17 protein-coding genes, 1 tRNA gene and 2 pseudogenes are annotated in these 13,181 nt (G+C 67.6%); 4 read left to right on the plus strand and 16 right to left on the minus strand.

What is annotated here, in order from left to right; all coding sequences use genetic code 11:
• Window positions 1-378: 378 nt before the first annotated feature.
• The 6 genes and pseudogenes from AB0J58_RS23050 to AB0J58_RS23075 form a co-directional block, all read right to left on the minus strand.
• Window positions 379-584: pseudogene (locus AB0J58_RS23050) on the minus strand (DDE-type integrase/transposase/recombinase); the annotation flags it as partial.
• 211 nt (window positions 585-795) lie between these two features.
• Window positions 796-981 (minus strand): hypothetical protein, encoded by a 186-nt coding sequence (locus tag AB0J58_RS23055; protein ID WP_364218579.1) that lies wholly within the window; start codon window positions 979-981, stop codon window positions 796-798.
• A 1,454-nt stretch (window positions 982-2,435) separates the two neighbouring features.
• Window positions 2,436-2,867 (minus strand): hypothetical protein, encoded by a 432-nt coding sequence (locus AB0J58_RS23060; protein ID WP_364218581.1) that lies wholly within the window; start codon window positions 2,865-2,867, stop codon window positions 2,436-2,438.
• Between the two features lie 256 nt (window positions 2,868-3,123).
• Window positions 3,124-3,879, minus strand: a complete 756-nt coding sequence (locus tag AB0J58_RS23065; protein WP_364218583.1) for an SDR family NAD(P)-dependent oxidoreductase — start codon at window positions 3,877-3,879, stop codon at window positions 3,124-3,126.
• Between the two features lie 63 nt (window positions 3,880-3,942).
• The gene (locus tag AB0J58_RS23070; RefSeq protein ID WP_364218585.1) at window positions 3,943-4,350 is read right to left on the minus strand and encodes a MarR family transcriptional regulator; all 408 of its coding nucleotides are present in this window, start codon (window positions 4,348-4,350) and stop codon (window positions 3,943-3,945) included.
• 78 nt (window positions 4,351-4,428) lie between these two features.
• Window positions 4,429-5,637 carry an esterase-like activity of phytase family protein gene (locus tag AB0J58_RS23075; protein WP_364218587.1) on the minus strand — a complete coding sequence of 403 codons (1,209 nt, stop codon included), beginning with the start codon at window positions 5,635-5,637 and terminating at the stop codon, window positions 4,429-4,431.
• 118 nt (window positions 5,638-5,755) lie between these two features.
• Here AB0J58_RS23075 and AB0J58_RS23080 point away from each other — a divergent pair, with 118 nt between their 5' ends.
• The gene (locus AB0J58_RS23080; RefSeq protein ID WP_364218589.1) at window positions 5,756-6,220 is read left to right on the plus strand and encodes a MaoC family dehydratase; all 465 of its coding nucleotides are present in this window, start codon (window positions 5,756-5,758) and stop codon (window positions 6,218-6,220) included.
• A gap of 3 nt (window positions 6,221-6,223) precedes the next feature.
• Here AB0J58_RS23080 and AB0J58_RS23085 read toward each other — a convergent pair whose 3' ends face one another.
• Entirely contained in the window at window positions 6,224-6,859 is a 636-nt protein-coding gene (locus AB0J58_RS23085) for a response regulator transcription factor (RefSeq protein ID WP_364218591.1), read from the minus strand.
• Window positions 6,856-7,983: a histidine kinase gene (locus AB0J58_RS23090; RefSeq protein WP_364218592.1), complete on the minus strand. Its 1,128-nt coding sequence runs from the start codon at window positions 7,981-7,983 to the stop codon at window positions 6,856-6,858. Before AB0J58_RS23090 ends, AB0J58_RS23085 begins: the two co-directional genes overlap by 4 nt.
• A 131-nt stretch (window positions 7,984-8,114) precedes the next feature.
• On the opposite strand from AB0J58_RS23090, the gene AB0J58_RS23095 reads away from it, so the two are divergent.
• A complete protein-coding gene (locus AB0J58_RS23095; RefSeq protein WP_364218594.1) occupies window positions 8,115-8,669 on the plus strand; it encodes a hypothetical protein in 555 nt (184 codons plus the stop codon).
• Between the two features lie 68 nt (window positions 8,670-8,737).
• On the opposite strand, the gene AB0J58_RS23100 is transcribed toward AB0J58_RS23095, so the two are convergent.
• Window positions 8,738-8,974, minus strand: coding sequence for a hypothetical protein (locus AB0J58_RS23100; protein WP_364218595.1), 237 nt, complete (start codon window positions 8,972-8,974; stop codon window positions 8,738-8,740).
• A gap of 34 nt (window positions 8,975-9,008) precedes the next feature.
• Here AB0J58_RS23100 and AB0J58_RS23105 point away from each other — a divergent pair, with 34 nt between their 5' ends.
• Window positions 9,009-9,260, plus strand: coding sequence for a helix-turn-helix domain-containing protein (locus AB0J58_RS23105; protein WP_364218597.1), 252 nt, complete (start codon window positions 9,009-9,011; stop codon window positions 9,258-9,260).
• A 118-nt stretch (window positions 9,261-9,378) separates the two neighbouring features.
• Window positions 9,379-9,451 (plus strand) — tRNA-Arg (locus AB0J58_RS23110).
• 61 nt (window positions 9,452-9,512) lie between these two features.
• Here AB0J58_RS23110 and AB0J58_RS23115 read toward each other — a convergent pair.
• From AB0J58_RS23115 to AB0J58_RS23145, 7 genes and pseudogenes are all read right to left on the minus strand, one after another.
• On the minus strand, window positions 9,513-9,857 hold the full coding sequence (locus AB0J58_RS23115; protein WP_364218611.1) for a tyrosine-type recombinase/integrase: 345 nt from the start codon (window positions 9,855-9,857) through the stop codon (window positions 9,513-9,515).
• A gap of 9 nt (window positions 9,858-9,866) precedes the next feature.
• Window positions 9,867-10,724 carry a hypothetical protein gene (locus AB0J58_RS23120; protein ID WP_364218598.1) on the minus strand — a complete coding sequence of 286 codons (858 nt, stop codon included), beginning with the start codon at window positions 10,722-10,724 and terminating at the stop codon, window positions 9,867-9,869.
• Window positions 10,721-10,915, minus strand: coding sequence for a helix-turn-helix domain-containing protein (locus AB0J58_RS23125; RefSeq protein WP_364218600.1), 195 nt, complete (start codon window positions 10,913-10,915; stop codon window positions 10,721-10,723). Before AB0J58_RS23125 ends, AB0J58_RS23120 begins: the two co-directional genes overlap by 4 nt.
• The gene (locus AB0J58_RS23130) at window positions 10,912-12,573 is read right to left on the minus strand and encodes a replication initiator (protein ID WP_364218602.1); all 1,662 of its coding nucleotides are present in this window, start codon (window positions 12,571-12,573) and stop codon (window positions 10,912-10,914) included. Before AB0J58_RS23130 ends, AB0J58_RS23125 begins: the two co-directional genes overlap by 4 nt.
• Window positions 12,570-12,719 carry a hypothetical protein gene (locus AB0J58_RS23135; protein ID WP_364218604.1) on the minus strand — a complete coding sequence of 50 codons (150 nt, stop codon included), beginning with the start codon at window positions 12,717-12,719 and terminating at the stop codon, window positions 12,570-12,572. The genes AB0J58_RS23130 and AB0J58_RS23135 overlap by 4 nt, the downstream gene beginning before the upstream one ends.
• Entirely contained in the window at window positions 12,712-12,912 is a 201-nt protein-coding gene (locus tag AB0J58_RS23140; protein ID WP_364218605.1) for a hypothetical protein, read from the minus strand. Before AB0J58_RS23140 ends, AB0J58_RS23135 begins: the two co-directional genes overlap by 8 nt.
• Window positions 12,909-13,181 (minus strand): annotated as a pseudogene (locus AB0J58_RS23145) (cell division protein FtsK); the annotation flags it as partial. The gene AB0J58_RS23140 and the pseudogene AB0J58_RS23145, both read right to left, overlap by 4 nt.

Consider the following 13,181-nt stretch of genomic DNA (forward strand, 5'->3'; position numbering starts at 1 on the left):
GTCATCCTTCCGCCTCGTCGTGTCCCGTCGTAGGTGTGACGGGTACGGGCGCGACAACTCATCACCAGGGTCGGTCGGCATGGCTGGTCCAGTGACGGATCCGGTGGCGGAGCACGACGCGCGGTACGGCGAGGAGGGTGCGGGTCCGCCGGAGTGGGCGCGGGTGCGCGACCGCCTGGCGCGTGCCGTGGGCGCCTGGCTCACGACGGCGCGGCGGGCATCGACGCACGGGCACGGCACGAGGTCCACCGAAAAGGATGGGCTTGATCTTGGAGTCGAGACCCGGGCCACCTGGGGAGATGCGCGCCCGAAGGGATTCGCCCCCCTGCGCTGTTGCGTTACCGGATCGGCGGAGACGCCAGGCCCGCCGGCTACCTGTCAGATCGCTTCGGCGAGCTCGGTGAACGCCGAGGCGACCCGCAGCGCGGGACGGGCGTCGACGCCGAGGTCGTGGTGGGCGCGGCGCAGATTCCGAACGAAGGCGTGGCCGGCGATCACGGCTTCGCGGTCCGGTCAGTTCGTAGGCCGCGCATCGGTCTCAGCCGGCGCTTCAGATGACCGTGATCAGCTTCGATCGGGTTGTTCGCGTACTGAGCCTTTTCAACCGGCCGGCGTTCACCTCCGTGAGGAGGGCGCTGGACGGGTTGCCGCGCACGAGTGACATCGAGCACGGCAACCCACCCCTTTTGAATCGCTGTCACCTGGCTCGGGCACCACACGGGTCCCAGGAGCTCGCGCCCCCGCTGAGCAGGGGCACGACCTCTGGCCGGTGAACGCCCGCCTCTTCGCCGCGGGCTACACGCACCCGACGGCTCCGTACGAGCTGACGAGGCCCATGGCACCGGTGGTGCAGACAGATCCGGCGAGGCCGATGGGCGCGGCGGAGTAGACATGTCCGCTCAGGTCGGTGGGCACGGCGGAGTAGACATGTCCACTGAGACCGGCAGGTGTGATGGCGCAGACGGGTTGGAGAGCGACCATGGCGCCGGTCAGGCCGACGCATCCGCTGGACGGGGGCGTGGCGAGCCCTGCCAGGGGTGCCGCACCTGCCGGGCCTGTCGCGCCCCTGGGTCCTGCCGGGCCCGGAGGTCCTGCGGGGCCTCTAGGTCCTGCTGGTCCTGGGAGTCCTGCCGGCCCTGACAGGGGCGTCGCACCCGCGGGTCCCGCCGGGCCCGTGGCGCCCCTGGGGCCTGCGGGACCCGTCGCACCTCTCGGCCCTCCCGGTCCCGCCGGTCCTGCGGGTCCTCCTGGTCCCATAGGTCCTGTTAGTCCCATCGGTCCTGCAGGTCCCGCGGGTCCTCCTGGTCCCATCGGTCCTCCCGGTCCCATCGGCCCCGCGGGTCCTGGAGGTCCTGCGGGGCCTGGAGGTCCTGCGGGTCCTGGAGGCCCTGCCGGTCCTGCCGGTCCTTCGGACGCGTTGGTGGAACTGGTAGCAGTGGGGCGCCCGGTAGGTCTGCCGGGGGTGGTCAGATCGATCACCCTGGGTTCGTCGCGCTCGTCGTCGCGCTCATCGTCCTGGTCGCGATCTCTGTCGAAGGCGGGCTTGGCGCCCCGGTCGCAATCGTCCCGGTCACCGCCGCCACCCCCACTCCCACCCCAGCCTCGATCCCCCCAGCCGCGACCGCCAGGGCACCCACAGCGACGGCCCCTGCGGCATCCGCAGGAGCGGCACGGGCGAAGAATGGGCTTCTCACCGTTGTGCACGGAATGTTGAAGACGGGCTTTGCCCCCGTTGCCTCCGTTACCCCCGTTGTCGCCGTGAGGCGCGAACAGAATGCTTGCGTTGTCGGCGGTGGCACTCGCCGGCACCTGGTTCGACGACATCACGAGGATGCCTGCCATCGCCGCGACGGCCAAAGCGCCGGCACGCTTGCCGGAATGGGCTGGCGCCCACTTGCTCCTACGAGGAAGCACGTTATTTCCCCATATCTTTACTAATTTCGAAAATACCCTTATCCGTCGTGCAGCCACGGAAGTGACGACGGAACAGGAGATACCCGGGGCTTATGGGGATAACGCTCCGGCATAGTTGAGGAAGAGCAAATAAGCGGTACTGTGCAGAAAAACCTATACCTCATCTACGGTTTAGTCAGATTTAGGATGATTATTCGGTCGTAGTGTTCTATAGGAACTCTTGTGATGTCCGATGAATGGGGAAAGGTGATGAGATTGGAGGCGGAGGGGCGGGACGGCTCAATACTGATGATCAACTATATATATATTCCTGGAAAACGTATTTTCTCATGGTTCGGCGGCATAGCCATATGTAACTTCGCGCTTTAAACGGCAGTGTGTGTCGTACCGGTGTGAACCGGTACGACACACACGTCTTTCCTGCTCCTGTTGTGGGTGACCGCTCCTGCTCGTCATGCCGTGCCGTCACCGGACGGGTTCCACTCGGTGGCGTACCACCTGTCGCGGTCAGGTGTCAGGGACTACTTGTCGCGGATGATGATCTCCGGGAATGACGGGTCGTTCTGGAGGTCCCTCATCATTCTTTCCGAGCGCGTGAGGCGCTCGCGCCCGGGTCCCGCGTTCTCGTTGAAGTCATTCCCGCCCCGGCGGCCGCGGTAGCGGTCGTAGGGGCGGTCCTGGTGGCGGTGTGGCCTGCCCCGCCATCTGTCCGAGGGCCTCTCCTCGCGGTACTGCCGGCGGGAGGGGTTGGGGTAGGGGGAGAGGTGGCCGTCGAGAGTGCTGTCGGCATTCAGCTGTGAGATCGAGCCGAGCGCCTGGACCTGCCCGATGGCGGCGTTGGCCGGTGCCTGGTTCGACGTCATGAGGATGCCGGAGACTGCCGCGATGGCGAGGACGCCCACCCGCCTGCCGGAGATCGGCCCCGGTGTCCGTCCGCTCTTTCGAGGAAGCACGTTATTTCCCCATCTCGTTTCTGGTTCCGAAAACATCTGATATCCCTCACTACCTCATAAGCGGCAGCAGCTAGGAGATACCCCTCGGACCGTGAGATAGCTCATTGAAACGGTTGAGGCAGAGCAAATAAATGGCGCCGTGAAGGCTGATGGGAGTTTATCTATTGTTATTTACGGTTTTGTCGTAGTTGTTCGTACGTTATGAGAGGCGGGCTGCGAGGAATTCCAGGCGGATTCCCCGGGGGCCGAGATGAGGTCAGGCGCCGCCGGTCACCGAGATGACCTGCCCGGTGATGCCGGTGTTGGCGGCCGATCCGAGGTAGACGACCGCGTTGGCGACCTCGGCGGCCTCAAGCAGGCGGCCGATGGGGGCCCGCTCGCTGTACAGGTGGCCGACCGCCTCGGTCATCGCCCCGTTCCGCGCGGTCCTGGTGAAGCCCGGCAGGACGACGTTGGACAGGATGTCGCCGTCGCGGCCGAGGCTGAAGGCGACCGACCGGCTGAAACCATGCAATGCCGCTTTGGCCGTCCCGTAGTACTCGCCGCCGGACATGCCGTCGACCGCGATGCTGGACGAGATGTGCACGAGCCTGCCGAAGCGGCGCTCGCGCATGAGTGGAGCGACCAGCCTGGTCAGCTGGACAGCGCCCTCGGTGTTGCGCCGCAGCACCTCCGTCCACTCCGCGTCGGCGATGTTCTCGAAGACGCTGTCTGGCCCCGGAGGGCGCCCGCCCCAGCGCACGGCGTTGTTGACCAGTACGTCGATCCGGCCCGTCCACTCCAGGGCGGCGGCCACCAGAGCGGCGGCCGAGTCGGGGTCGCCCAGCTCGTACCGGGCCACCAGGGAGCGTTCGCCGATCTCCTTGGCCACCGCCTCGGCGTCGTCGCGCGAACCGTGGTAGGTGAGCACCACATGAGATCCCTCCGCCGCGTAGCCGCGGGCGATCTCCCTGCCGATGCCACCCGAGGCGCCGGTCACCACCACGGTGCGGCCGTTCAGTCCCAGGTCCATGCGAACTCCTTAATGGGTTAACTAAATGAACAAGGTCGTATCAGGGATTTCGGTCCTACTTGATCACTTCAGGAGTTCGACGGCCCTGCGCTGGGCCGGCGTCAGGTCGGAGAGCCAGGCGGTCTCGGCGGCACGCCAGATCTCGGTGACCGGATCCTCCAGTGCCCTGCCCGCCTCGGTCAGCCAGATCCGTTGGATCCGGGCGTCCGAGTCGTCGCGCCGCCGCACCACCAGCCCCTGCTTCTCCATGCCGTACAGCACCTGCGTGATGTTGGCCGCGGAGACCTGCGCCTGGCCGGCGAGGGCGCTCTGCGACAGACCGTCCTCACGCCAGAGCAGAGCCAGGTAGAGCCCCTGGCCCAGACGCAGGCCCAGCTCCTCCAGACCCGTCGCGAGCTGGCGCTTGTGCGAGCGGAGCCGCACGAGCATCGCGTGCATGGTGCTGTCCAGCAGGGAGTAGCCGTCCTCCATGCCGTGAAAGATAGTTAATGGGTTAATTAGTGTCAACGGCAGGCCCTCCCCGGATCGGAAGGGAGGGCCCGCGGGCTGTTACCGGTAGACGCGGGGGTCGGCCAGGAGCGGGCGCGACAGACGCACGGTGATGAACTCGTTGTCGTCGGGCCGGCCCGGGGTGCGACCGGCGGAGAACGGGAAGTTGTTGTCGTCGAGCACGCCCAGGGTCCGGTCGTCGAGGATCACCACGTCCTCGATGGTCTGGAACGGGAACCTGAAGGTCTCCCCGAACCCACCCAGGCCGTGCGGGTTGGCCAGGTCGAGCAGGTCGGCGACGAGGGTCTTGCGCAGGTCCGCGTGGCGGATGTCCACCAGGTAGATGTGCTTGGTCCTGGCCGCGTCCCCCTCAAGGTTGTCGCGCTCGATGACGAGGAACCGGTGCCGGTCGACCGCGATCATGTCGCCGATCGCATTGTCGGGGCTCTCCAGCCTGTAGGTCCAGCGCTTGCCGGTGTAGGCCCGCTTCCGCAGATCGAACTCGTTCATCCGCAGCGTCCCGGCCTCGTCACCGGTCACGGTGCCCTCCAGCAGCGGGTACAGCGTGCGGCCGTCGACCGAGCGGGCCATGCCCTCGAAGCCCTTGCTCCGTCCCAGGTTGGGTTGCTCGCCGCCCAGGGACGGGTTCTCCGGGGCCTTCACGCCGGGCAGCGGGATCGGCGCCTCAAGCAGCCTGCCGGTGGCGGAGAAGTGCAGCAGGAACGGGCCGAACTCGTCCCCGATCCAGTAGGTGCCGTCGGAGGTCCGTACGATCGACTCCACGTCGAAGTCCGCGCCGGTCAGCTTCCGGTCCGCCCGGGTCAGCGCCCAGCCGACGTGACCGTCGGGGTCGCTCAGGTCGAATCCGCCGAGTACCGCGACCTTGCCGCGCTTGAAGTCGGGCTTCACCCGGTGCACCCGCAGCAGGAAGTCCGCGCTGTTGGCCTTGCCGCCGTAGCCGTTGTCCGACAGCACGTCGAAGGTGCCGTCCTGCCGCCGCACGATGCCGCTGAAGCCCTGCACCGGCTGTCCGGGGAACGGCGGGGTCACTCCGTTGACCGGGGCCGTGCCGAGCTGCGCCCCCGACGGCTCGCTGCCGGGTACGAAGGTCAGCGCGGGCAGGGAGGCGAACCCGGTCAGGGTGGCACGCCCGAACTCGGAGCGGCCGGACCTGTCGGAACCGGACTGTCCGGGGTCGGCCACCGCCGGTGCGGACACCGCCAGTGCCAGTACGGCCGCGCCGATGGTGATCGTCATACGTCGTCTCATGGCGGGCACGCTAGGGAACCAGGATGAACGGCCGATGTTGTGCCGCGGGCCGTACAGCGAAAACAGTTGATGTGCTTGGAGCTTCTCGCCGCCCCCTGAGCGGAATAAAGTTCCAGACATGAGGATTTTTGCCAACATCACCGAGCTCAAGACCGCCGTCGGAGAGCATCTCGGCTACACCGAGTGGCGTGAGATCACCCAGGAACAGGTCAACCTGTTCGCCGACGCGACCGGTGACCACCAGTGGATCCACGTGGACGTGGCGAAGGCGGAGCAGGGGCCGTTCGGCGGCACCATCGCCCACGGGTACCTGAGCCTGGCGCTGCTGCCCTCGTTCATGGTGGAACTGTTCCAGGTGGGCGGCCTGGCCATGGGCATCAACTACGGGCTCAACAAGGTCCGTTTCCCCTCGCCGATCCCGGTCGGCGCGCGGGTCCGTGCCGGTGCCGAACTCGTCGACCTCAAGGGCACCCCCTCGGGCTACCTGTCGAACATGCGGTTGACCGTGGAGGTCGAGGGCAAGCCCAGGCCCGCCTGCGTCGCGGAGACCCTCTCGCTGTACGTCCCGGCGGAGAGCCCCTGAGTGTCACCTCTCCGTGGAGAGTTCCTGGGCCAGGATCGCGGCCTGGACGCGACTGCGGAGACCCAGCTTGTTCAGCAACCGGCTGACGTGGGTCTTCGTCGTCGCCTCCGCCATGTCCAGCGCCGCGGCGATCTCCACGTTCGACAGGCCCCGGCCGATGCAGGCCAGCACCTCGCGCTCGCGCGGGGTGAGGCCGCCGATCTCGTACGGTCTGCGCGCGGGGACCGACGCGCCGAAGGCCGAGATCAGCCGCCGGGTGACCGAGGGCGCGATGAGCCCGTCGCCCCTGGCCACCACCCGCACCGCGTCCACCAGGGCGTCGGCGTCGGTGTTCTTCAACAGGAACCCGGCGGCTCCGGCCCGCAGCGCCCCGAAGACGTACTCGTCGATGTCGAAGGTGGTCAGGATCAGCACGTCGGCGATCCCGCTCAGCGCGCGCGTCGCGGAGATCCCGTCGAGCTTCGGCATCCGGATGTCCATCAGCACCACGTCCGGACGGAGCTCGGAGGCCATCGCGACGGCCTGCTCGCCGTTGGCGGCCTGGCCGACGACCTCGATGTCGTCGTGACCGTCGAGGATGAGGACGATCCCGGCGCGGACCGCCGCGTGATCGTCAGCGACGAGGACCCGGATGGTCACGTGTTCTCCAGAGTGGGCAACTCGGCGCGGACACGCCAGCCGTCATCATGCGGTCCGGCCTCGAAGACGCCGCCGACGAGGTTCGTGCGCTCCCGCATGCCGATGAGCCCCGCGCCCGCGCCGGGCAGCCCCCGCCCCGCTTCGCCCACCGGGTTGTCCACGGTCAGCGTGACCAGTCCCGGCAGATAGCCGATCACCACGTCGGCGGCCTTGCCGCCATGCTTGAGCGCGTTGGTCAGCGACTCCTGGACGATCCGGTAACCGGCCAGATCGACCGGGGCGGGTAGTTCCCTGGCATCGCCGTCCACCCGCATCCGCACGTCAAGCCCCGCCTCCCGGGCCCGCTCCGCCAGTTCCTCCGCCTCGGCCACCCGGCGCCGGATCGCCTCCGGCTCCTCGCCGTCCTGCCGGAGCAGCCCGATCATGGCGCGCATCTCGCCCATGCCCTCGACGCTGTTCTCCCTGATTGACTCCAGCACCTTCCGTACGGTCTGCGCGTCCAGATCACGGCGGGAGAGGACGGCGGTGGACTGGATGGCGATCGCGCTGAAGTGGTTCGCGATCATGTCGTGCAACTCCCGTGCCATCCGGGCCCGCTCGGCCTGCACCGCGGCCGCCCGGTCCAGCTCCGCCAGCCGCGCCACCTGCTCGGCCCGCGCCCGCTCGGAGGCCGCCTGGTCCTCCAGCTGTCTTATGATCATCGCGGTGAGGACGGGGGTCACCCCGACCAGGCCCGTCTGGACGAGGAAGACGGTGGCGGCGGCCCACTGCCTGAACAGGACCCCGGCGACCACGCCCGCGACGACGGCGATCACCGAGGTGATGCCGAGCATCCACCTGCCCAGCTCGCGGGGACCGTACCTGACCCCCGAGTAGAGGTTGTCGGTGACGATCAGGAGCGTGCCCAGCGACGGGCCCATGGCGAAGTCGCCGACGAAGGCCACCCCTCCCAGCCCGAGCGCCAGCAGCGGCCTGCTCCGCCGTACCGCGACCCCCGCACACGAGATCGCCAGCGGCCCGGCGAACAGCGGGGCGGCGGCCCATCGGTGCTGGTAGGCGCCCGCGGCGAGCAGCAGCAGGCCGACAACGAAACACGCCACGGCCCACAGCGCGTCTCGTCTCATGCCTCTCATCTCACCACCCCGATACGGCTCACAGGAACGGTGCGGGGAGGACCGACGGTACATAGAAGGATGTACACCGGTTCATCAGTCGCGACGATGTCCCAGGCCGACCGATCCGCGACCGTGGACTCATGATTCTGGCCATCATCGTCGGCTGCGAGATCGGATTCTGGATCCTGCTGGGGCTGGGGCTCGCCTCACGTTACCTGTGGGGCATGCGTCGGCTCAGCACTGCGCTGCTGCTGGCGGTCCCGCTGCTCGACGTGGTCCTTCTCATCGCCTCCGTCGTCGACATGCGCGGCGGTGTCCAGGCGGACTGGCACCATGGGCTGGCCGCCGCCTACCTCGCCTACTCGGTCGTCTTCGGCCACCGTACGATCACCTGGGCCGACGCGAAGTTCGCCCACCACTTCGCCGACGGCCCCGAGCCGTGGCGGCCCCCACCCGGCGGCATGGCCAGAGCCCGCTACGAGTGGGGAATCTGGTTTCGGATCGTCCTCGCGTACGGCATCGCCTGCGCCCTGCTGTTCGGCCTGATCCTCATCGTCGACGACCCGTCGCGGACCACGGCGTTGAACGGCTTCATGGTCGGCACGCTGAAGATCCCCATGATCGCCGTGCTCTGGCCGCTGAGCTACACGTTGTTCCCGAAGAAGGTCGGCGTCGCCGACGATCCCAGCAGCTGACCCCGCACATCGGTCGTGGTGTCGCCGGCGATTCCAGCGGGTTTGAAGATCGCTCCCCGGCAAGGACGTCACCAGCGATCCCAGTGGGTGACCTCCTCCATCGGCACCCGGCGCGCGGGCTTGAAATCGGTGCCGACGGTGTAGGTCAGCGGGACGAACGCCACCTGCATCACCTTCCCGTACGGGATGCCGAGCACCTGGGCGGCCTCCCGCTCCAGCCGGAGCGGCCCCAGCCAGGCCGTGCCCAGCGACCTGGCCCGCGCGGCCGGCAGGATCGAGCCGAACGTGTCGGCCTGCTCGTGCACGCTCGTCCCCTCGGTCCGCCCGGCGATGCACGGGATGCTGAACGCTCTCGCCGACGAGGTCCAGCTCTCGGTCGTCCGCCAGCTCGCCGAGGCCGGAGGCGTGGTCTGCGGCCAGTTCGACGTCCCGGTGAGCATGTCGACCCTCTCTCACCACCTGAAGGTCATTCGTGAGGCCGGGCTCCTCCGCGTCACCCCCGAAGGCAGTTTCCGCCGCCACGAACTCCGCCTCGCCGAGATGGAGATCCGATTTCCCGGCGTCCTCTCCTCGATCCTCCGGTCCGCCTGACCTTCTGATCCAGGGCCTGTCGCGCCGCCCGACCTCGGCGCGGGGCCTCGATCGCGAACCGATCGGCTAACCGGTTCGAGGCACCCCACAAAACCCGCTATGCTTGCTTACGCAGCGAGCGGCCGTAGCTCAATGGATAGAGCATCTGACTACGGATCAGAAGGTTGGGGTTTCGAGTACCTCCGGCCGCACACATGCAAGAAGGCCCCTGAGTAGGCATTACGCCGTCAGGGGCCTTTTTCGTTGTGGTGATCAACCGGTCTCTTCGGTGTCGGTGGGAGCCAACCTGGGAGCCAAAGGCGCGTGCCTGCCCAGCAGAGCCCCCGAAATCGCTGCCGACGCGGCCCGCTTGTCCCCCTCCATCAGATGCCCGTAGACATCCTTGGTGATCGCGATGCTGGCATGCCCGAGGACGTCGGAGACGACGTGCAGCGGCGTGCCCTGGGCGAGCATGAGCGAGGCTCCGGAGTGCCGCAGCTCGTGCGGGTGCCAGTGACCGAGGCCGGCCTTCTGTGCCAGCTTCGAGAACAGGTGAGAGAAGGTGTCGGGGTCGGACGGATTGCCGAGCATCGTGGGGAAGATCAGCCCATGCTCGATCCACTCCTGTCAGGCCTGGAGACGTTCCGCGTTGTGCGCGGCCCGATGCCGCTTGAGCGCGTCGACCAACTCGGGCGTCAGGCAGAGCGTACGGCGTGACTTCCTGGTCTTGAGTTCGGTGATCACGAGCTTGGTCTTGCGTTCCGCGCCGGGGGTGCGGTTCTTGATCCGCTTCACCGCGTGCGCCACACGCAGGGTCCTGGCCTCCGGGTCGAAGCCGCTCCACATCAGCCCGAGAGCCTCACCACGGCGAAGGCCGAAGACGAGCGCCAGGAGGACGAGCGTCCCCATTCGATGCTCCGCGACCTCGTCGAGAAGCTTGTGCGCCTGGTCGACCGTGAGCGTACGGCCCTCGTCGGTGTTGAGCCGGGGAGGCATGGACAGCGCCGCGACGTTCCGCGCCACCAGACCCTCACGTTCAGCTTGTCCGAGTGCCTTGCGCAGGACGGCCCGCATGATCCGGACACTGTTGGGCTTGTACTTCGCCCGCTTGGCCTGCCACAGGGCATCGACGTGAGCGACGGTCAGCGCGGTGAGCTTGTGCCTGCCGAGCCCCGGCTTGAGGTGAAGCCGCACCGTGTCCTCGTAGTCGTCCAAGGTCGAATCGGCGATATGACCGGGGAGCGTCGACAACCAGCGGTCGAGGAACGCACCAACGGTGATCTTGTCGTCAGGGACCGGAAGACCCTTGGCGATGCCCTCGCGGATCTTCCGGATCTTCTCGACGACCTCGGGTCGCGTCTTGCCGGAGACCTTCTTGCGGATGCGCTCCCCGTTCGGCCCGTATCCGATGGAGATCGCCCCGCGCCACCGGTCGCCGTCCTTGTAGATCGAGTCCTCGTTGTGGCCACGCTTCTTGGTGCTCATGCTGCTTGCTCCTTTTCCAGATGCGCGACGAACTCGACGAGCGCGGTCGGGGGAATCCTGCGAAGGGTGCCGATACGGACCGAGCGGAGAGCGCCCGACCGCATCAGCGCGTAGACCGTGGTCCGGCCGACGCTGAGAAGCTCTGCCGCCTTCTCGGGGCGGAGAAGCATCAGGTCCGGGTCATTCGTCATGCCGCCTCCCTGATTGCCGAAAGGTCTTGTCCGACCGCTTTCTCTTGCAGAGCCAGCAGGGTTGCTCGCCAGCGTTGGCGTTCAGCGACCATGCGCAGCAGCCGCAGGGCCAGGGAGGGGATGTCGCCGTCACCGGCCGGGACGGGTTTCCAGACGTAGCGGTGCGGGTCGGGGACCTCGTCGGCCAGGCCGAGGGCTTCCATGACCCAGGTGCGGCGGTCGCGTTTGTGCTCGGACAGGGTCTTGTTGGACCACTTGCGCGAGACCAGGACGCGACGGCCCGCGTAGCCGAGGTGTTCGGGCTTGTGTGCCTTGCTTCGGCATCGGCCCGGCGCCATGCCTGCCTTGGGGTTCTTGGGCTGGACGCCGTAGCGCAGCCAGTTCGGGCAGGCCGGGGAGCAGGGTTCGTAACGGAGTGCTTCGACCATGCGGGCGGCATGCGCTCGCTGGGCGGGGTTGTCGGCGTCGAGGGTGTCGCCGAGGCTCTTGGTCAGGTACTTGCTCAGGTAGCGGATGCACTGGTCGGCATCCGGGGTGCCGGACAGGACGCCCTGAACATCGACTTGAGCACCGAAGCGGACCACGTGCAGGGGTTCGGCGTCCTCGTCAGTGTCGAGCTGGTCGAGTGCCTCATGCCAGGTCGGGAGGAGTTCCCCGGTGGCCGGGTCGAGGTAGTCGCCATCCTGCCCGTCCGGGTAGGGGGTGCCGTCTTCTCGTAGGGAGCGCTCAGCCCACACCGGCAGGTGGTCGCCGTCGAACTTGACCTCATCCACCGGGGGCCACCACACCTGGTGATAGGTCGCCGCCGCGATCGCCTTGACCTCCGCGCGTGGCATGGTGCCGCGGATTGCCATGTGCAGGTGCGGAGCAAGCCTCTTTTGAGGTTCGACGGAGGAGAAGTACTGCACGTCATAGCCCGCGACCCGGCGAAGGTTCTGCACGAAGCGGTCGACGAGCTTGGAGAGGTGCAGCGCGTCCCGAGCCGCCCGCGTGTAGTCGTAGGTGTCCGGATCGACGGGCACGCCTTGCCCTGCCCGTATTTTGCCGTACGAGGGAAGGGTGAGCGTGACGAACAGCGACGGCCGGTAGACGGCCCCGTCCGAGCCGGTGAAGGTCCGCCCGAGCGTGGTGTTCTGCCGGATCTTCTTGGGCAGGTCGGGGGCATCTTGACGTCGCCGGGTCGAGCGGTTGCGCTTGGCTGTAGTACGGCCGAGCAGGTTGCCCCGCATTCCGGCCTCGTTGATTTCGGCATTGAGCCCGGTGAGGATCGCGTCCAGGTCGCCGGTGTCGTCGCCGGCCTTTTCCGCGGCATCGCGTTGGGCTTGGATGTCGGCGCGGAACTCCACCAACCAGCGCTGTTCCTCATTCGGCTCATCCGGAGTCGCCGAGGGTTCGGCGTCCAGGTGCCAGCCTTCCCGGCACTGGGCCATCCGCAGGTAGCGGTTACGCCGGGCACACGAGGGGCACTTGGTGTCCATGGTGGCCCCGCAGGGGACGTTGACGTCCTCGGTGAGGCCGGTATGGGTGTCCATCCGTCGCAGAACCACGGGCCGGATGCACACGCCGTTGTGCTTGGCGATCTCCACCGCGACATCCAGCGCGAGCGGCATTCTCTGACGCTCTGCCCGCGACAGGCCGCGATCGTTGGGGTTGCTCACATGTCCTCCCCATCGGGGTCGAGGAAGGCGCCCTGTCCGCATTCGCGGCACTCGACCAGGCCGCGGATCAGGTCCAGCCACAGCGTGTTGACCGCGTGGCAGGCCGAGCAGCGCAGGCCGTCGAGGATGTAGGCCAGCTCAGTCACGCTCGCCCCTCTCCACTTCGGACAGGTCGGCCGACAGCCGGAATGTGGTCTGGTAGGGGTCGGTGGTGACGCGGATGTTGAGCAGTTCGAAGGCCAGGACGGGCTGAGCGTGACGGGTTCCCAGGACGGCCAGGATGGACCGCTCGCACAGGCGGGTGATTTCCTCGTCGGTGCCGTAGAAGCAGACCCTCACGCGGTCACCCCCAGCGCCATTGCGCGGATGTCACTGTCGGAGACGTAGGCGGCGCGCACCCGGATCGGATCGGGCGAGGTCTCCAGCCGGACGTAGCCGATGCCTGCCCCTTGCTCGGGGATCGGGGAGATGTGATCGGCCAGTGCCCCGCGATCCCGAGCGCCATCACCGAGGACCATGTCCACCTGCTCGGACTCATCCAGGCGGAGCGCGATCTTGTCGGGGAAGAGGTTGCGGATGTTCATGACCTCTTTGCGCGGGTCCTGGAG

It is taken from the genome of Streptosporangium sp. NPDC049644 (assembly GCF_040675205.1).
Classification (GTDB): Bacteria; Actinomycetota; Actinomycetes; order Streptosporangiales; family Streptosporangiaceae; genus Streptosporangium; species Streptosporangium fukuiense.

Bases quoted from the DNA above. Each gene is read 5' to 3' on its own strand.
- AB0J58_RS23055 (WP_364218579.1), bottom strand. From the start codon at position 981: ATGGTCGCTCTCCAACCCGTCTGCGCCATCACACCTGCCGGTCTCAGT.
- AB0J58_RS23065 (WP_364218583.1), bottom strand. From the start codon at position 3,879: ATGGACCTGGGACTGAACGGCCGCACCGTGGTGGTGACCGGCGCCTCG.
- AB0J58_RS23070 (WP_364218585.1), bottom strand. From the start codon at position 4,350: ATGGAGGACGGCTACTCCCTGCTGGACAGCACCATGCACGCGATGCTC.
- AB0J58_RS23075 (WP_364218587.1), bottom strand. From the start codon at position 5,637: ATGAGACGACGTATGACGATCACCATCGGCGCGGCCGTACTGGCACTG.
- AB0J58_RS23080 (WP_364218589.1), top strand. From the start codon at position 5,756: ATGAGGATTTTTGCCAACATCACCGAGCTCAAGACCGCCGTCGGAGAG.
- AB0J58_RS23090 (WP_364218592.1), bottom strand. From the start codon at position 7,983: ATGAGACGAGACGCGCTGTGGGCCGTGGCGTGTTTCGTTGTCGGCCTG.
- AB0J58_RS23095 (WP_364218594.1), top strand. From the start codon at position 8,115: ATGATTCTGGCCATCATCGTCGGCTGCGAGATCGGATTCTGGATCCTG.
- AB0J58_RS23105 (WP_364218597.1), top strand. From the start codon at position 9,009: ATGCTGAACGCTCTCGCCGACGAGGTCCAGCTCTCGGTCGTCCGCCAG.
- AB0J58_RS23120 (WP_364218598.1), bottom strand. From the start codon at position 10,724: ATGAGCACCAAGAAGCGTGGCCACAACGAGGACTCGATCTACAAGGAC.
- AB0J58_RS23125 (WP_364218600.1), bottom strand. From the start codon at position 10,915: ATGACGAATGACCCGGACCTGATGCTTCTCCGCCCCGAGAAGGCGGCA.